Source organism: Streptococcus sp. HMSC062B01 (assembly GCF_001811085.1).
GTDB classification, from domain to species: domain Bacteria; phylum Bacillota; class Bacilli; order Lactobacillales; family Streptococcaceae; genus Streptococcus; species Streptococcus gordonii.
Window position 1 is genome coordinate 119751 of the sequence record NZ_KZ672807.1, and the last position, 18056, is coordinate 137806.

Sequence of the window (18056 nt, forward strand, 5' to 3'; positions counted from 1 at the left end):
ACCAACTGAGCTAAGGAGGCAACAGAAAAAGCTGTATTGGTGCCGGACCTTCACGATTTGTATTGAACCCGCGCAATTAAGCAGGTGGGCAACTCGCTCTAACTGAAGCTGCTTCCGCGTGATACGGCCTGCATGCTGTTAGAAGTCTTTTGTTTCCCTAATAATACAAAAAATAGTCGGTCAACACTTAAGTGTGAAGTCGTACACCACAGCGTTTCTATAATTATAATACCATAAATTTTGAAAAATTCAAGAGAAAAACATGATTTTTTGCAAACGATACCATCATTTTTTTAGTTGGTCAATCTTATCCTTTGTCATTCCAAGGGCTCGCTCGTATTTGCCGTTTTCGTTAGGCGTGAAATAATTGGCGTCTTTTATCTTATCGGGCAGGTAGTCCTGCTTAACCCAATTTCCGGGATAGGAGTGAGGGTAGAGATAGTCCTGTGCGTTGCCTAATTCCTTGCTGCCGGCATAGTGGCCATCACGTAAGTGGCGTGGGATGGGCAAGTTTCCATTCTTTCTTAAGTCAGCCAAGGCCTTGTCCATAGCCACATAGGCTGAGTTGGACTTGGGCGAAAGGGCCAAATCAATGACAATATTAGCAATAAGGATGCGGGCTTCAGGAAAGCCGATCCGTTGCGCCGCTTCCAGAGCTGTAACGGTATGGACTTGAGCGTCAGGATTTGCTAGGCCAATATCCTCGTAAGCAATAACGGTCAATCGTCGAGCTAGGCTAGGTAGGTCTCCAGCCTCAACGAGGCGAGCTGCATAGTGGAGGCTGGCATTGACATCGGAGCCACGGATGGACTTCTGCAGGGCAGAGAGAACATCGTAATGGCCGTCCCCGTCCTTATCCATGGTGATGTAGCTCTTTTGCAGGCTGTTTTCCATGACATCAAGCGTGATGTGGCGGATGCCCTTGTCATCTTCTGGGGTAGAGAGTACGGCTAAATCCAGTGAATTATAAGCAGAGCGCAGGTCTCCATTGGTAGAGATAGCAATGAAGTCCAGAGCCTCATCGTCTAGCTCCACTGGGAAATCAAATCCTCTTTCCTTATCCTTCAAGGCTAACTGAATGGCTGTCCGGATGTCGTCGTTGCTGAGGGGCTCAAGCTCAAATATCTGGACCCGGCTTCGGATGGCTGGGGTGACAGAAAAGAAAGGATTTTCTGTCGTCGCTCCAATCATGATGACCAGGCCACTTTCTAATAGAGGTAGAAGAAAGTCTTGCTTGGTCTTGTCCAAGCGGTGAATCTCATCCAGTAGGAGCACCAGTCCGCCGGAAAATTTCGCTTCTTCAGCAATCTCCTGCAGGCGTTTCTTACTATCTACGGTGGCGTTAAAGGTCCGAAAGGCGAACTTGGTTGTGCCGGCGATAGCCGAGGCGATAGAGGTTTTGCCAATGCCGGGTGGCCCGTAGAGAATCATCGAGGACAGGCGGTTGGCTTCAACCATGCGACGGATGATTTTTCCAGGTCCGACCAGATGTTGCTGGCCGATAATCTGATCAATGTCAGTAGGCCGCATGCGCAGGGCGAGGTTTTCTGGCATAAGATTTCCTTTCTGCAAGTGTTTTTCTTGGCTTTTTGTGTTACTATTGTAGATAGTAATATTTTATCACAATGAAAAGAGGAAATCATGGCTAAGTACGGTTTTTTGGAGATATTGGACGAGGAAATGGGGAAGAGCTTTCCTTTTGACTATGAGATAAACTGGGACAAGAAGAATCACGCAGTCGAGGTCGCCTTTCTCCTTGAGGTGCAAAATCCAGGCGGGATTGAGACGGTTGATGCTGAGGGCAATGCCTCAGCTGAGGATATTTACTTTGAGGAAGCCGTGCTTTTCTATAATCCGGTCAAGTCTCGTTTTGAGGCCGAGGACTATCTGGCTGCCCTGCCCTATGAGCCTAAGAAGGGCCTGTCGCGGGAGTTTCTAGCTTATTTCGTGGATTTCCTAACCCAAACAGCTGAGTCTGGTCTCGATGCACTCATGGACTTCTTAGCAGATCCAGAGGCAGCAGAGTTTGAGATGGCATGGAATGCTGAGGGTTTTGAAAATGGCAGAGCGGACTTGACTGAGACAGACTTTTATTCCTATCCGAGGTATTAGAAAATGACAAATCGTGGTTTAGGAAGCATTAATGCGACATTGCTTGTGACAGATATAGAGAAATCACGTTTTTTTTATGAGAGCTTATTAAAGTTAAAAGTTCAATATGAATTTTATGATGGTAGACTCATATGTTATAGCTGGGGTAATTCTGATGAGATTATTCTAAGAATTAGTCAAGTAGAGGAGGAAGAACTAGCATCCTTACCGAAACCTTTAGGAACAGGGGTAGAATTTATTTTAAATGTTGGTAGGGGTTACCAGTATGCTCCTGGTTCATTTGAAAAGCATGGTTATCCTTTTATATGGGATGGTTGTCTTGTGGCTTATGATCCTGATGGATACAAATGGATGTTAGCAGGCTGATTCATAACCTAAATAACTAACCCAAATGTACAAAAAAGGTGAAGAAATGAAGAATATATTGAATCGCAGTTTCGAGTTTTCCGGCTGCAAGATTGCCTTAATCTGTGATGATAAGCTACTGACTATCTTGCGAGATGATAAGGCAAGCATTCCATACCCTAATATGTGGGAGTTGCCGGGCGGTGGCCGCGAGGGAGAGGAGACTCCTTTTGAATGTGTCCAACGAGAAGTTTTCGAAGAGCTTAGTTTGAAGCTTGAAGAAACGGATATTGTCTGGGCTAAGGACTATCAAGGAATGCTTGATCCAGACAAAACCTCTATTTTTATGGTGGGAACCATCACTCAGGAAGAATTTGCCAACATTGTCTTTGGTGATGAGGGCCAGGCTTATCAGATGATGGATGTGAGCCAGTTCTTATCAGATAAAAAGGTTATTCCACAGCTGCAGGACAGGTTGAAAGATTATTTGGAGGTGCGAGCATGATTCATATTGAACGGGCGGGAGCTGAGGATTTAGAAACCATTATTACCATTCAGCGAGCGAGTTTTAAGGCCGTTTATGAGAAATATCAGGATCAATACGACCCCTATCTGGAGGAGCGAGAGCGGATTCGCTGGAAGCTGGTTGAGCGGCCCAATAGTTTTTATTATTTTGTTAAAGACGACGAGAAGATTCTTGGCTTTATCCGCTTGAATACAAATGATGAACAGACAGCGGGCTGGATTGGAACAGTAGCGATTTTGCCAGAGCACCAGAATAAAGGATATGGCTCCGAGGGGCTCTCTCTGATTGAGGGGACATTCTCTACCATTATGAAATGGGATTTGTGTACGGTTTTCCAGGATAAAGGCATGGTGGCTTTTTATGAGAAAAATGGCTATCATCAGACCCATACTGAGCCCGAAAAAGAGGGCATGGATATGGTTTACATGACGAAGACAATGAAATAAACAAAGAAAGGATTGTTCAGTTAAATTTCTAAACTGAACCCGCCCTAAACACTGTGGCAAAAAAATAAAGTTCTCTTAGACATAAGCGACGTTAGAGAATTTCCTATTTTGGCCTTGTGTTTTACGGGCTTGGTATCTTAATTATGGACACTTGGCAGGAATTAACGATTGAAGTGAAGCGTGAGGCGGAGGAAGCTTCCTCGAATATTCTGATTGAGCTTGGCAGTCAGGGTGTGGCTATCGATGACAGTGCAGATTATCTGGGGCAGGTTGATCAGTATGGTGAGCTTTTTCCAGAAGTGGAGCAGAGCGAGCGAGTCAAGATTACGGGATACTATCCGGCTTCTGTAGATATAGATGCCATTGCAGCCCAGGCCAATGAGCGACTAGCTGAGCTGGATGGCTTTGGCTTGGAGACGGGAGATATTCAGCTGACTCGGCAGGAGCTGGCTGAGGAAGACTGGGCGGATAACTGGAAGAAGTACTTTGAGCCGGCTCGGATTACCCATGATTTAACTATTGTGCCGTCATGGACGGAGTATGAGGCGACTGCGGGAGAAAAGATTATCAAACTGGATCCTGGTATGGCCTTTGGTACAGGCACTCATCCGACGACCAAGATGAGCCTCTTTGCGCTGGAGCAGGTCTTGCGGGGCGGAGAAACAGTGCTGGATGTAGGCACAGGCAGCGGTGTCCTCTCCATTGCTAGCTCTCTCTTAGGTGCTAAGGAGATCTACGCCTATGATTTAGACGAGGTGGCGGTGCGCGTGGCCCAGGAAAATATTGAGCTCAACCCTGGTATGGAGAACATCCATGTGGCGCCGGGTGATCTTCTCCGAGGTGTAGAAATCGAGGCGGATGTTATAGTTGCCAATATCTTGGCCGATATTCTCATCCATCTGACAGAGGATGCCTACCGTCTGGTCAAGGATGAGGGCTATTTGATTATGAGTGGGATTATTTCTGAGAAGTGGGAAATGGTGCGCGAGTCAGCAGAAACGGCAGGATTTTTCCTGGAAACGCATATGATTCAGGGCGAATGGAATGCCTGTGTCTTTAAGAAAACGCAGGATATTTCAGGCGTGATAGGTGGTTAGATGCAGCAGTATTTTATAAAAGGAAGTCCTCAGTCTCCTCTGATTGTCACGGATAAGGACACGGTCAAACATATGTTTTCAGTCATGCGGCTCAAAGAGGGTGACCAAGTCACACTGGTTTTTGATGATGGCGTGAAACGGCTGGCTCGGGTGCTAAATCCCAGTCAGCAGAGCTTGGAAATCTTGGAAGAGCTAGCAGACAATACCGAACTGCCGGTTCAAGTGACCATTGCTTCAGGCTTTCCCAAGGGAGATAAGTTAGAGTTTATCACTCAAAAGGTAACGGAGCTAGGAGCCAGTTCTATCTGGGCCTTTCCAGCGGACTGGTCGGTGGCCAAGTGGGATGGCAAAAAGCTAGCTAAAAAGAGTGAAAAGCTGGAGAAAATTGCTCAGGGAGCAGCAGAGCAGAGCAAGCGCAATCTAATTCCAGAAGTTCGTCTCTTTGATAAAAAGGCAAACTTTCTTGCTCAGCTGGCTCAATTTGACACCATCGTTGTGGCCTATGAAGAATCGGCCAAAGAAGGAGAAACTGCGGCTCTAGTCCGAGCGCTGTCAGGCTTGGCAGCCGGCGTAAAAGTGCTTTTTATCTTCGGGCCGGAGGGCGGTCTCTCGCCAGAGGAAATAGCAGCCTTTCATCAAGCAGGCGCTGTCTCCGTTGGTCTAGGCCCACGTATCCTGCGGGCTGAAACTGCTCCGCTTTATGCCTTGACCGCAGTCAGTGTTTTGTCTGAACTAATGAACTAAAGGATGCTGTACCTCATCGGATGAGGTACAGTATTTTTGACTTCTGCTGTCTTTTTATTAAAACAAGCCAGGCTCTTTGTACTGATCCCCAAAAGTTAGATTTTTTCTGTCTAACTTTTGGGGTGCAGTTCATCTTTGCATAAGTGTTTTCTTATTGCCTTAAAAATGATAAAATAATAGGCAAGAAATTGGAGAGAATGAATGCCAAAAGAAGTGAATTTAACGGGCGATCAGGTCGTCGCTTTAACAAGGAAATATTTAGCAGCTGAGGATGTGGCTTTTGTTCAGAAAGCCTTGGTCTATGCAGTGGACTGTCATAGCGGACAATTTCGCAAGTCGGGAGAACCCTATATTGTTCATCCTATTCAGGTAGCTGGGATTTTGGCCAAGCTTAAGCTTGACGCAGTCACGGTTGCCTGTGGTTTTTTGCATGATGTGGTAGAAGATACTAATGCTAGTCTAGATGATTTAGAGCGTGAGTTTGGTCCAGATGTCCGGACGATTGTAGACGGTGTGACCAAACTGGGGAAGGTAAAGTATAAATCCCACGAGGAGCAGCTCGCTGAGAATCACCGTAAGATGCTGATGGCCATGTCGGAGGATATCCGGGTTATCTTGGTTAAGCTGGCGGACCGCCTTCACAATATGCGAACGCTCAAGCATTTACGCAAGGATAAGCAGGAGCGGATTTCGCGCGAAACCATGGAGATCTATGCGCCCTTGGCTCATCGCCTGGGGATTTCCAGTGTCAAGTGGGAGTTGGAGGACTTGTCTTTCCGCTATCTTAATGAAGTCGAGTTTTATAAGATTTCTCACATGATGAAGGAAAAACGCCGTGAAAGAGAAGCCTTGGTCGAAGAAGTCGTGAGTAAGATTGAGACTTATGCAGCTGAACGCCATCTACATGGAAAGATTTATGGGCGACCTAAGCATATCTACTCGATCTATCGTAAGATGCAGGACAAGAAAAAGCGATTTGATGAAATCTATGACTTGATTGCTATTCGTTGCATTTTGGAGACACCAAGTGATGTCTATGCTATGCTGGGCTATATTCATGAGCTCTGGAAACCAATGCCGGGCCGCTTTAAGGACTATATCGCCAACCGCAAGGCCAACGGTTACCAATCCATCCATACGACGGTTTATGGGCCTAAGGGACCAATCGAGTTTCAGATTCGGACCAAGGAAATGCACGAAGTCGCTGAATACGGGGTTGCAGCTCACTGGGCCTATAAGAAGGGCATCAAAGGCAAGGTCGATAGCAAAGAATCTGCAATCGGAATGAACTGGATTCAAGAATTGATGGAATTGCAGGCAGAGTCTGGCGATGCCAAAGAATTTGTGGATTCGGTCAAAGAAAACTATCTGGCTGAAGAAATCTATGTCTTTACGCCTGATGGCTCTGTACGTGCCTTACCTAAGGATTCAGGGCCAATCGACTTTGCCTATGAGATTCATACCAAGGTTGGGGAAAGGGCAACGGGTGCCAAGGTCAATGGGCGCATGGTTCCATTGACGACCAAGCTTAAGACAGGTGACCAGGTTGAGATCATTACCAGTGCTAATTCTTTTGGTCCCAGTCGGGACTGGATTGGCCTGGTTAAGACCAGTAAGGCCCGCAATAAAATTCGTCAATTCTTTAAAAACCAAGACAAGGAATTATCCATCTCTAAAGGTCGGGAACTTCTGCAGGCTCAATTCCAGGAAAATGGCTATGTCGCCAATAAGTACATGGACAAGAAGCATATGGAAGAGGTTCTGCAAAAGACCAGCTACAAGACAGAAGAAGCTCTGTTTGCGGCTATTGGTTTTGGTGAGATAGGAGCCATTTCGATTTTCAATCGTCTGACGGAAAAAGAGCGCCGTGAAGAGGAACGGGCCAAGGCTAGAGCTGAGGCTGAGGAATTAGTCAAAGGTGGCGAGGTCAAGGTTGAAAACAAAGAAACCCTCAAGGTCAGACATGAGGGTGGTGTGGTCATTCAGGGGGCATCTGGTCTACTGATTCGGATTGCCAAATGTTGTAACCCTGTTCCAGGTGATCATATTGTTGGCTACATTACCAAGGGTCGTGGTGTGGCTATCCATCGCTTGGACTGTATGAACCTTAAGGCTCAGGAAAATTATGAGCAGCGCCTGATTGATGTCGAGTGGGAAGAAAATAATACGACCAAAGAATATACAGCCCACATTGATATCTATGGATTGAACCGGACTGGCCTTCTCAACGATGTGCTGCAGGTCTTATCGAATACAACTAAAAACATCTCTACCGTTAATGCTCAGCCGACTAAGGATATGAAATTTGCCAATATCCACGTTTCTTTTGGTATTGCTAATCTATCTATGCTAACGACGGTAGTGGATAAGATTAAGAGCGTGCCGGAGGTCTACTCAGTTAAGCGGACCAATGGATAAGTATGCGGACGAAGTTGCTGTGTAGGATAGAGGATATCCAGATGGAAAGGGAATAGAAGCAGAGAAATGAAAATTGTCATTCAACGTGTAAAACAAGCTCAGGTATCGATTGAGAACCAAGTACACAACAAAATTTCGTCTGGCTTGCTCCTCTTGGTAGGAGTCGGGCCAGATGATGGTCCAGATGATTTGGACTATGCTGTTCGTAAAATCGTTCATATGCGGATTTTTTCTGATGATGAGGGCAAGATGAACCTGTCTGTTAAAGACATTGAAGGGGAGATTCTTTCTATTTCTCAGTTCACCCTGCATGCGGATACTAAGAAGGGAAATCGGCCGGCTTTCGTCAAGGCGGCGCCACCCGAATTAGCCAGTCGTCTTTATGATGAATTAAATCAACTACTGACGCAAGAAGTGCCAACGAAAACTGGTCTCTTTGGCGCAGACATGCAGGTAGAGCTAATCAATGATGGCCCAGTAACTATTATTCTGGACACGAAAAATCGCTGAGAATAAATATGAAAAGGAGTTTGAACACTAATGTTCAAACTCCTAATTGTTTTTTCAGCTTCTGCAGCAATGAGGCTGTGACTTCAGGCTATATTTCTAAAACCCATCAATCATTTCTTGAGGAATGGCTTCTTTGATGGTCGTCACTAGCTGATTGATAAGTTTCATTGCTTCAGCGGGCTCAGTGTATAGTTTTTCAAAATAGGCATGTATAGTTTCTTCAAAACGCTGAGGTAATAGCGGGCAGTTGGTTTTTGCATACTCCAGCATTCTCTTTTCTCCAGGATGCGTCTGTTCGTTTAGGGCGAAGAGCAAGTCAAAATAGGAAGCAAAAAATTCACTGCTACGGTGATTGATACTGAGCAGGTCCTGACGCTTGAGCGCTTTTTCAATTTGTTTGGAGAAAGCTGGCATGGCTTGATCAAGTAAGAGGAGCTGCTTCTTAATAATATTCTTTTTCAGCTCAGCTGGATAAGGTCGTCTGTACTTGTTTTGAAGCGCCTCATAGCGACCATTGCGGTCGTAGATGATTTTGCTGTGGAGCAGATTGTGCCACATACAGGTGGTATAGGCATTCTGAGCTTGGTGATCTAGGACTACAGTTTGCAGGTCTTTATCAAAGCTATCCAGTGTACGGTAAATAAGCTCAATTTCGATCTTGCTCTTTAGCACACAGTCATCTTCTAGTTCCCAAAATTGATTGCCGATTTCCATGTAGGAGCAGTACTTGCTGAGGATATTGCGTCGAGTCATGGGAGCAATGGAATCCGTCAAGTAGACATAAACATCATAGTCTGAGTCTTTGTCAAAATACTGTCCAGCACGAGAGCCACCGAGAACGATAGCTTCCACTTGATCTAGCTGGGCAAATTCTTTAAAAAGTTCTTGCGGCATAATTTTTCCTCACTGATTTTTGACATCATTTTAACAAAATGTAAGCGGGTTGGCAAGAAAATTGAAGCAGTAAAAACCTTTGATTTTATACCTTTGAAACCTCTCTTTTTTTTAGAAACAATTTAGAATTACTTAATAAATAATTGAAGTTTGTTTTATATAATGATGGTAAAGAAAAGAGAGAAAGGAGTTTCTAATGATGGTAAGTCTTATTCAACAAATGACAAATGCTCTGATTCAAATTGTTTTGTTTATGTTACTTCCTTTTATTTGGTGGTTTGTGACAGCTAGAAGAAAAAGTTCATTTTTAGATTGGATAGGCTTTAAGCCACTAAAAGATACTGGCAATCATAAGATGTGGCTCTGGATATTTCTTGGTTTACTAAGCTTCACTATCTTTTCGTATTTAGTACTGTATACTACCGTTAAAGATCTTAAAACGGCAACTTCAAGCTTTGCTGGCCTCGGCTTCCAAGCCTTGCCAGCTGTTCTGATTTATAGTCTTTTTCAAACTTCCCTGCCAGAAGAACTACTATTCAGAGGTTTTCTTTTAAAAAGATTCTCTGTCTGCTTGTCTTTTGGAATAGCCAATACCATACAAGCTGCTCTTTTTGGGCTCCTTCATGGCCTTATGTTTATAACAGAGGTTTCTTGGTTGCAAACCCTAGTCATCATTTTGTGTACTGGTGGCATTGCAGCTTATCTAGGTTTTGTCAATGAAAAGAAATCTGGTGGTTCTATTTTAGCCAGCTGGATCATGCATGCTTTAGCCAATGTGATTACGGGTATGCTATCGGCTTTCTTGTTGATTTAGTTAGCTAAGAATTCCACTACAAATTAAAAGTTCCGATTCATTTCATGAATCGGAACTTCATTTTTGAGAAAGAGCTGGTACAGTCTTTTGAGGGAGAAGATAATCAAACATAGCTGTTTCTAGTTATTTGCAGGACTGTCGACTTTCATTTGATCAAAAACATAAAGGAAGAAGTCCTTCGAAACTTCGAAATGCCCGTATCTTAGCTGGGAGGCATACTGACGCCACTGAGGATGCTGGCGGACTTGCTCAATGGGGCAGTCTATGACCGGCTGGTAGTAGCTGACATCTCGCCGAAATGGGAAGAAATCTTCGAACATCTCTACTTGGTAGGCTGTATCATCTAGGATCTTACCAACTGCTGTAAAGTTCTGCAGCTTTTCTTGATCATTCATCTGATATTTAGGACTGTAGTAGAGAAGGTAGTCCCCCTTTTTCATTCGGTTTAGTGGTGCTTTTTTTCCATGGCAGAGTTGACAAAATCCACCTTCTACCCCTCTTAGTACATGTTCTTTTGATACGACGCCAATCCAAAATCTAGTCATTTGCGGTCTCCAGTTCTATTAAGAGTTGATTCAATATCTCTGTTTTATCTTCTAATTTTCCAAAGAATGCCTGATCAATACCTTCAACTAAAGGAAGGGCTTGATTGACCTTTTGCAGCCCCTGTTTTGTCAGAAGTATGATGTTTGCACGACTGTCCTTGGGATGGATTTCCCGCATGATTAAGTCTTTTTTGACCAAGAGTCGGATGATTTGGGATACGGTCATGACATCCATGTCAGAAAAGCGGGCGATATCGGTTTGACTCACCCATTCTTGCTGACGTAGAAGTGCTGCAAGACTAGTCAAAATGACAAATTGGGGATGGGTCAGATCAATTGTTTTCAGTTGGCTTTTAATCAGACCATGCCACTTGTGGTAGGCACGGATAAAGAGGAGACCAGTAGACTGTTGGGAATCATTTTTATAAATTGAATTAAAATCAAGTTGCTTCATTTTTATACCACTTCCAAAATAGTAAGTATACTTATTATATATCTTTTCTATTATCTTGTCAAAAAAAGCCCTTTGAATTTCAAAGAACTTTTAAATCTTTTCTACATAAATCTGTTGGGCAATAGGTTGGGCTAGTTGGATTTCTTGCTCATCCACTTCAAGAGAATAGAGGTGGCTAAAGTCATCGTAGCCTAGAAAACGAATAGTTTTGCCTACTTGAAGGCCATTTCTTTCAAGGTAGGTCAAGAGATCGAAGTTATCATGGACACGGGCCAGTATATAATCGCCTTTTTCTTTAGCCTTTTCTAAAGTAAGTTTATGTTTTTCAACTAGGAGTTCTCCCTTAGCTGGAATGGTTCCTCCATGGGGGCAAGCTTTGGGATAATCCAGCAACTGATCCAGTCTTTCAACAAAGTGGTCAGAAACAGTGTGTTCTAAAACCTCGGCTTCCTCATGGATTTCCTCTGTGGTATAGCCCAGATGGTGCACTAGAAAAACTTCAATTAGCCGATGTTTACGATAGAGGTCTGAAACTAATTTTAGCCCCAAATCGGTTAAGAGGTAACCAGCCTTTTTGTCCTTGATGAGTAATTCTTCAGCTAGTAGCTTCTTCATCATCTCTGTTACAGCTGGCGGAGAGACTTGCATGAGTTGAGCGATTTCTTTATTAGTGATTTTATTGTGTCTGGTTCCAAGTTCATAGAGACATTTTAGATAATCTTCTTTATTAGGTGTCATGTTATACCTCGAATTTTCTTATTATTAGTATAGCAAAAAATAAGACAAGAATACAGTCAAGTGGTTCTTAGGCAGAAAAAGGATCGACTTTAGAAAAAATTCTGCTATCCTATAGAAAGGGAGTCTTCTAGTTTGACGGAAGAAATAAAAAATGCATATAATAGATAAAAAAGACGGGAAGGAACTTGCCAGTGGCAAATAAAGTAGAGAATCAAAAAAAGTGGTTGGAAGAGCTGGGCTGGTCACATGAGGCAGTGGAAGAGATCTGCCGAAAAATTGGGAAAGCAAATATTCAAGTGCCTTGGCAAGAAGCTCAACTTTTTGGCAGTGAGCTCTTTAAAGAGTTATGGAAGTTAGATAGTCGTCAGGCTTCCCCTCTCCAAGCTCAGAAATTACTGGGACTTGCCCTAGCTTGCGTGGGAATGCCCAAAGAGTTAGAAGGGGGACAGGATGAAGTTGTTTCGCTTCTAGAGAAGTTCAGTCCGAATTTGGCACCTCACGATAGTTTTTGGCGAACTTTTGCTAAAACGGTACAGATGGCCTTTCCAGCTGATGATTTCAGTCAGACAGATGGCAATCAGGAATTGAAAAGCCAGGTCCATCAATTTCGCTATCTGATTTCCAGTCAACAAGCCCAGTGGGTCCGAGAGCATTTTAGGGCAGAGGGGATGACAGATGCAGAAGCCTTGGCCAGCTATTTTAAGTCTCAGCCAAGTATGCCTTATAGTTTCAATGAGTCCTCTCGTTTGCATAATAAGGCTTATATAGATAAGCTTTCGGGTCAGGTGTTTTATCCAGATGGTCAAAAAAGCCAAGTCAATATCAAAATTTTACTTGATTTCCATACAGAATTCATTTTAGATCAGCAAGGTCGCTTCCTCAATATTATGGATCCAGAAGGGACTAGCCAAAATGGCCTTGTTAATGGTGCTAGCTTTAACTATGGTGACCGCAATCGTCCAGGGAATCGGGCTTCCCATACTCGCTATGATGTTAAAACACCAGCCGTTTGGGACCCTCTTTTTCGCAGAAGAGCGATGGCTAATGGAGGCAAAAAATTTAAGGCACCACAAAATAATCGTGGATCAATGGGGTATCTCTCAGCTAAAAGTGTCTATGTTCCAGGGAAAGAGAGTATTCAAAAGGAAGTCAAAAAGGAACTTGCCCGTTTTAAAAGCCTCTTAAATCGACCAGCCTTCTTTGTCCGTTGCTGGGCTTGGCTACGCCAGTTTTGGAAAAATATTTTTAAGTCATAAGGACCAAACGCTAGAAAAGTTTATAGGGGTATAAAGAAGAGCTATTTTCAAAAGAAAATTCTTTGTTCGATCAATAAGGATAAGGCCTTTTAAATTGACTTGTCTGGAAAGGAGCAATCCTTCTCAATTGTCCCTTTTAAAATAAGCATACCAAAGCTTGGTGAACTTCCTTACTTGCGAAACTTTCTATTTTTGTTTATAGTAGTTCTATAAGCTTTCTTGGAGGCGTTTGCATGAACAAAAAACTTTTGAGCTTGAAACTATTGGGAAGCCCCAGTGTTTTTCTTGATCAGGAGGAAGTATTCTTCCCTTTTGCTAAAATAAATGCCTTGATTTACTATCTTCATATCAATGGAGCGGTTAATCGAGAAGAAATTGCAGGAATCCTCTGGGAAAATAAGGACAATCAGTCTGCTAAAAAAAATCTACGTAATACCATCTACCAGGCCAATAAACTCTTAGGTGGGGATTGGATTATTGCGCCCAACAGGACAGTTTTGTCTCTTAATCCAAACTTCAAAATTGAAAGTGATGTGGAGACTTTTATAGCTAAACCAGCAGAGCATTTGTCTCTCTATCAAGGAGATTTTTTGCAGGGGTTCTATCTTAAGGATAGCGAAGCTTTTGATTACTGGGTTTCCAAAATGCGGACCCAGTATGAGCAACTTTATGTCCAAGCTTGCTACCATCAGCTTGAAAAAGAAAAGGATCAGCTAAATCTAGAAGAAGCCGAGCAAAATCTGCGTCGTTTGATTAGCTTGGACGAGTTTGATGAAAAGAATTATCATTTGCTCATGAAGTTCTACCGGGATAATGATCGACCAGGGAAGGTTATTGAGACTTACTATAAACTAGTGAATCTCTTGGACAAAGAACTGGGAATTAGTCCCAATGAGTCTATTCAACAACTTTATCATGAAGTTCTTGCTAAAGATCGGAGTGAAAGAAAAACCAAGCAATTTCTTCGGAATACGGACCATTTCTTTGGTCGAGTGAGTGAAATTCAGCGCTTAGAGTCTTATTTTTCTAAGATTTTAGGAGAACAGGAGGCGCGTGCTCTAGTCCTAGTGGGTGGCACAGGCATAGGGAAACGCACTGTGACTCGTCAGGTGCTAGCCAATCAGACCAAGTACTTTCAAATTGTTATGGCCGAGTGTTTTAAGGAAGAAATGGAGTCTGAGCTTCAGCCTTGGCGTGGTCTACTGGATGGTTTGGGTGATTTGGTCATTCAGCACAAGATTCTTACAATTAGTCAGTGGCAAGTCATTTTGGAAAGCTATTTTCCAATCTTAACAGGAGGGGTCTCTGGCGCTGAGTTAGATGCAGACAAATTAGCCCAGTTTGTAGTCGATATTCTGCAGAAAATTTCCAAGAAGAAAGCTCTGGTAATTTTAATTGAGGATTGTCACTGGATGGATGCAGCTAGTACTGCAGTCTTGGAACAGGTCATGAACCATATGTATGATTACCCAGTGGCCTTTGTGTTGACCAAACACCTCAGCACTCCTTCTTATTTGGAACATTTTTTCAGTCATTTGCTGGTTCGTGATAAGATTGATTTTATTGAGCTACAGCCCCTCAATTTTCAAGATAGTGTAGCTTATCTACAAGCTCAAAAGGGCATAGAAGCTCTTTCTGAGGAAAAAGTCAAAGACATTTATCGAGTTAGCCAGGGGATTCCATTCTTCCTGTCAGAATATGCTGAGCAACTCTTGAGAGGAGAAAAGTTTCAGCCATTGACGCCGGCTATTAAGGCTAAGCTGTCTTTAAAATTGGATCATCTTAGCAGTGGGGAAGAGGAACTACTGGACTATCTAGCTTGTTTCAGAGAACCTGCATCGCTTTCCTTTTTGACCAAGTTACTTGCTTTACCTGTGGAAGACTTGGTTGAAATTATTGAGGCTTTGAGACAAAAGCGACTCTTAATTGAGGTGGAAGAAGAGGACAGACTGGTAGTGAATTTTAGTCAGGAACTCCTGCAAATATATGCTTATGAGCGTCTGTCAATAGCCAAGCGCCGGATGTTGCATCATCAGATTGCCCAGAGCATGGAAGAATGCTTGGGAGACCCCCTTTATCATTCCCAGTTGCTCAATGAAATTGCCTATCATTATAAGATGTCTAAGCAACCGATCAAGTCTTTGGAATACGAGTTGCATTATTTGGAAGCTACTTTACAGTTTCATCATGAACTCTTTCCAATTTACTCACGGGAGTTTGGTTTTATTGAAAAGACAGAGGATAACAACCAGACTGCTGTTCTGGAGCAATTTGATCGAATTCGTCAGGAAATAAAGGACTTAGAAAGCAAACATCAAAATCATAAGGATTTTCAATTGCTGGTACTTCGTTTCCTCTATCTGGAAGGGCGCTATGCTATTCGGACAGGAAATTACCAGCAGGGGATGGACAATATCCAGCAGGTGATTGCTTCGGCCAAGGAACTGCAGCAAATGGAGTTCCTTCTGGAAGGTTATCGGCAGATGATCTATTACTGTATTCAGACGGAGAATATTCCTGAGATGCGCTATTATACGGAGCGTGCTCTGGATGCTTCAGTCCAGGCCAATAACCACGAAGCCATTGCCGTCAATCTTCGTCTGAAGGGGCTATATCATCTCATGATCGGAGATGAAGAACAGTCGCTTCACCATCTCTATCAGTCTATTGATTGTTTTAGCCTAACAGACTCGCTTCGCTCCAAATATTCGATTCAGATTGCAGCGGCTTTAGATTATCTGGCAGAGATTGAGCAGATTCGTGGGAATTTTACAACAGCCTTGGCCCACCAGAAAGAAGCAATTGATCTAACAGAAAACAAAATAGCAGAGCCATCAATATTTGCCTTCTATATTGGATTAGGCATGACCTATTATCAGCTGAAAGATTATGAGCAGGCAGAGGCGATCCTTTTGAAAGCTAAAAAAGCTATGGAATCTCTTAGTTTTCCTTGGAAGGAGACTCAGTTGGAAGTCTATCTAGGCTTGATTAGCTGTGAAAAAGGAGACTATCAGCCAGTCTTGGACTTGCTGAGAAAGAAAGAAGAATTGATTAGCCGATATGGCAACCCTCGAGACAAGGGCTTAATTTACTACCTGATGGCAGTGCTTAAATATCAACTTCTGCTAGGAGATTTGAAAGAAAGTGGTTTTGAAGAGTTATTGACTCGGGATTTTGATTATTACTATGATACGGCTAAAAGCCATCTTAATTTTTATCGGGACCGCCATCAGTTAAAAGAACTGGAAAGCTTGCGCTTGAGACTGTCTCGATAATCAAATATAAAATAAAAGAGGATGAAAATGAATTTCATCCTCTCTTTTTATTCTGACAAAAAGATTAATCATGTATTTGGGCCCAGACCTGGGTCAGATAAAAGATAAAGCTGGCAGCTAGGTTGGCTGTATGGTTGTCAATATCGTGGGGTGGAGAAACTTCTACCACGTCAAAACCAATTAGCTTTCCTGAAGCTGCGATATGCTGGAAGACCAGAACGGCTAAATTTGGATCCACGCCCAGCGACTGAATAGCACTGACACCAGGAGCAGCACCAGCAGCAAAGCAGTCAATGTCAATGGTCAAATAGACTTGTTCCTTGTCTGCAAGAAAGGCATCAACAACCTTACAGACTTCCTTGTGGCCCATTTGGTAGATATCTAATCCAGTCAGGAACTGGATGGCTTTAGACTTGGCTACAAAATCAAAGAGAAAGAGGTTATTATTGTGTTCTTGGATACCTAAAATGAGATAGTTAAAGACTTGTTTTTGAGCCAAAGTTTCGTCAAACATCTGGCGAAAACCAGTACCGGAATTGGGACCAGTCTGGTCATAGGGACGAAGATCAAAATGGGCATCCATATTGATGACGGCTAATTCTTGCTCGGGTTTTAGTGAAGACTTGAGTCCGAGATAGTTTCCGTAGGCTGTTTCGTGCCCGCCTCCCAGTACGATGGGGCGAAGATTGAGCTCCCGCAGGCGCTTGACAGCTTTCGCTAGACTGCTTTGGAGTTGTTCCAGAGACCTATTGGGACCATCAATATCACCGACATCAAAGACACGGACGTTTCGACCTAGATGCCAAGGCAGTTTGGCCAATTGAGTACGGATAGATTGTGGTCCTTCAACTGCCCCAACCCGACCGTGGTTGATATAGACTCCTTTGTCGCTCTTGAAACCAATTAAGGCAAAGTTGACTCCCTCAAAAGGTTTTAAGTTTGGGTCATTTAAATTTAAGAATTCGATAACCATACCCCATTTGGCAGCATATAAATTATCCTCGACCCCCCGTTGATAATAGCTGTTATCTAATTGATAATAATCTTCTAACATAATCTTTTCCTTTTCCATAACGATACTTGCGATTTTATTATAAGAGTTTCCACTAGGCCTGTCAATGACTTTCTGCTGGGAAAGGAGCTTAGTGGAGAGGAAATTGTTTACAAGAAAGCCACTATAATGGCGAGAATCAATGCAGTCCATGTAGCGTAGCGTATCTTAGCGTTGGACCGGTAGCCCTCTCTAACCTTTGGCCTTTTCGAAAAGAGATAAGCAATATAGGCTGCAATTGAAAGAAAATAAGCATATGGTGTCCATCCAGAGCTAAGGATTCGGCCATTTTCAACCGTTGGTACAAGTAGAATTAAAGCTGTAAGCATGCACCAAACAGGTAAAAGGGTGCTCTCTTTGCTATTGCAAATATGGAGCATCAGTTGTGCTAAAAAGCCGACTGAATAAAGGATAAAAACAGCGATACATATATAAAAAAATACAATGAGAAAGCTATCGTCCTGTTTAACAATAGGCTTGCCTATTAGGAGATATAAAAAAGTAAATAAAATGGTTTTTAACATATGCCAAATGAGGTAGGCCATTGCTGGTAAAATGATTAAGACAAGTGGATGTAGAATTGCAAAATAGTCTACTTTAGAGGCTTTTTTCATTGTTACTTTTCTCCTTAATCAAACTCTTTCTAGCTTCTAAGATTTGCCCTTGAGATTTTCATTTTATTTGACCTTGCTTAATGGCACTAGCGACTTTATTATAAGAGTTTCCACTATGGCTGTCAATGACTTTTAGCTGAAAAAAGAAAGCCCAGCTGAACAAGCGTGGGCTTCTTTTATTCGCTTTTCTGACTCAACGAAGATCCAAATTTGACAA

At 43.0% G+C, this 18056-nt stretch carries 18 protein-coding genes; 11 read left to right on the top strand and 7 right to left on the bottom strand.

Annotation, left to right across the window (positions count from 1 at the left end; translation table 11 throughout):
* Positions 1-285 precede the first annotated feature (285 nt).
* Entirely contained in the window at positions 286-1554 is a 1269-nt protein-coding gene (locus HMPREF2780_RS10960; RefSeq protein WP_061597009.1) for a replication-associated recombination protein A, read from the bottom strand.
* A gap of 87 nt (positions 1555-1641) precedes the next feature.
* On the opposite strand from HMPREF2780_RS10960, the gene HMPREF2780_RS10965 reads away from it, so the two are divergent.
* The 8 genes from HMPREF2780_RS10965 to dtd all read left to right on the top strand — a co-directional run bounded on the left by HMPREF2780_RS10965 (position 1642) and on the right by dtd (position 8198).
* Positions 1642-2112 (top strand): DUF3013 family protein, encoded by a 471-nt coding sequence (locus tag HMPREF2780_RS10965; protein ID WP_061586295.1) that lies wholly within the window; start codon positions 1642-1644, stop codon positions 2110-2112.
* A 3-nt stretch (positions 2113-2115) separates the two neighbouring features.
* The gene (locus tag HMPREF2780_RS10970) at positions 2116-2478 is read left to right on the top strand and encodes a VOC family protein (RefSeq protein ID WP_053794359.1); all 363 of its coding nucleotides are present in this window, start codon (positions 2116-2118) and stop codon (positions 2476-2478) included.
* A 46-nt stretch (positions 2479-2524) separates the two neighbouring features.
* Positions 2525-2962, top strand: coding sequence for an NUDIX hydrolase (locus tag HMPREF2780_RS10975; RefSeq protein ID WP_080998583.1), 438 nt, complete (start codon positions 2525-2527; stop codon positions 2960-2962).
* A complete protein-coding gene (locus HMPREF2780_RS10980) occupies positions 2959-3429 on the top strand; it encodes a GNAT family N-acetyltransferase (RefSeq protein WP_046164668.1) in 471 nt (156 codons plus the stop codon). The genes HMPREF2780_RS10975 and HMPREF2780_RS10980 overlap by 4 nt, the downstream gene beginning before the upstream one ends.
* A gap of 143 nt (positions 3430-3572) precedes the next feature.
* Positions 3573-4526, top strand: coding sequence for a 50S ribosomal protein L11 methyltransferase (prmA, locus tag HMPREF2780_RS10985; RefSeq protein WP_061599517.1), 954 nt, complete (start codon positions 3573-3575; stop codon positions 4524-4526).
* Positions 4527-5270, top strand: coding sequence for a 16S rRNA (uracil(1498)-N(3))-methyltransferase (locus HMPREF2780_RS10990; RefSeq protein WP_105026624.1), 744 nt, complete (start codon positions 4527-4529; stop codon positions 5268-5270).
* A 201-nt stretch (positions 5271-5471) separates the two neighbouring features.
* Positions 5472-7688, top strand: coding sequence for a RelA/SpoT family protein (locus tag HMPREF2780_RS10995; RefSeq protein ID WP_105026625.1), 2217 nt, complete (start codon positions 5472-5474; stop codon positions 7686-7688).
* Between the two features lie 66 nt (positions 7689-7754).
* Complete coding sequence (dtd, locus tag HMPREF2780_RS11000) at positions 7755-8198, top strand: D-aminoacyl-tRNA deacylase (protein ID WP_046164663.1); 444 nt, start codon at positions 7755-7757, stop codon at positions 8196-8198.
* 96 nt (positions 8199-8294) lie between these two features.
* Here the strand turns inward: dtd and HMPREF2780_RS11005 are convergent, their stop codons facing one another.
* On the bottom strand, positions 8295-9092 hold the full coding sequence (locus HMPREF2780_RS11005; RefSeq protein WP_048777193.1) for a nucleotidyltransferase domain-containing protein: 798 nt from the start codon (positions 9090-9092) through the stop codon (positions 8295-8297).
* Between the two features lie 199 nt (positions 9093-9291).
* Between HMPREF2780_RS11005 and HMPREF2780_RS11010 the strand changes: the two genes are divergently transcribed.
* Positions 9292-9906: a CPBP family intramembrane glutamic endopeptidase gene (locus HMPREF2780_RS11010; RefSeq protein WP_048777275.1), complete on the top strand. Its 615-nt coding sequence runs from the start codon at positions 9292-9294 to the stop codon at positions 9904-9906.
* Positions 9907-10025: 119 nt separating this feature from the next.
* Here the strand turns inward: HMPREF2780_RS11010 and HMPREF2780_RS11015 are convergent, their stop codons facing one another.
* The 3 genes from HMPREF2780_RS11015 to HMPREF2780_RS11025 all read right to left on the bottom strand — a co-directional run bounded on the left by HMPREF2780_RS11015 (position 10026) and on the right by HMPREF2780_RS11025 (position 11643).
* Entirely contained in the window at positions 10026-10451 is a 426-nt protein-coding gene (locus HMPREF2780_RS11015) for an EVE domain-containing protein (protein ID WP_048777192.1), read from the bottom strand.
* Positions 10444-10905: a MarR family winged helix-turn-helix transcriptional regulator gene (locus HMPREF2780_RS11020; protein WP_048777190.1), complete on the bottom strand. Its 462-nt coding sequence runs from the start codon at positions 10903-10905 to the stop codon at positions 10444-10446. Before HMPREF2780_RS11020 ends, HMPREF2780_RS11015 begins: the two co-directional genes overlap by 8 nt.
* 90 nt (positions 10906-10995) lie before the next feature.
* On the bottom strand, positions 10996-11643 hold the full coding sequence (locus HMPREF2780_RS11025; RefSeq protein WP_008809799.1) for a metal-dependent transcriptional regulator: 648 nt from the start codon (positions 11641-11643) through the stop codon (positions 10996-10998).
* A 191-nt stretch (positions 11644-11834) separates the two neighbouring features.
* Here HMPREF2780_RS11025 and HMPREF2780_RS11030 point away from each other — a divergent pair, with 191 nt between their 5' ends.
* Together HMPREF2780_RS11030 and HMPREF2780_RS11035 are read left to right on the top strand one after the other, a co-directional pair.
* Positions 11835-12899: a DUF3114 domain-containing protein gene (locus tag HMPREF2780_RS11030; protein ID WP_105026626.1), complete on the top strand. Its 1065-nt coding sequence runs from the start codon at positions 11835-11837 to the stop codon at positions 12897-12899.
* Positions 12900-13132: 233 nt separating this feature from the next.
* The gene (locus HMPREF2780_RS11035; protein WP_105026627.1) at positions 13133-16174 is read left to right on the top strand and encodes an ATP-binding protein; all 3042 of its coding nucleotides are present in this window, start codon (positions 13133-13135) and stop codon (positions 16172-16174) included.
* 64 nt (positions 16175-16238) lie between these two features.
* Here the strand turns inward: HMPREF2780_RS11035 and HMPREF2780_RS11040 are convergent, their stop codons facing one another.
* Positions 16239-17228, bottom strand: a complete 990-nt coding sequence (locus HMPREF2780_RS11040; RefSeq protein ID WP_020992718.1) for a formimidoylglutamase — start codon at positions 17226-17228, stop codon at positions 16239-16241.
* A 107-nt stretch (positions 17229-17335) separates the two neighbouring features.
* On the bottom strand, positions 17336-17839 hold the full coding sequence (locus HMPREF2780_RS11045) for a hypothetical protein (RefSeq protein WP_061596734.1): 504 nt from the start codon (positions 17837-17839) through the stop codon (positions 17336-17338).
* Between the last annotated feature and the right edge of the window lie 217 nt (positions 17840-18056).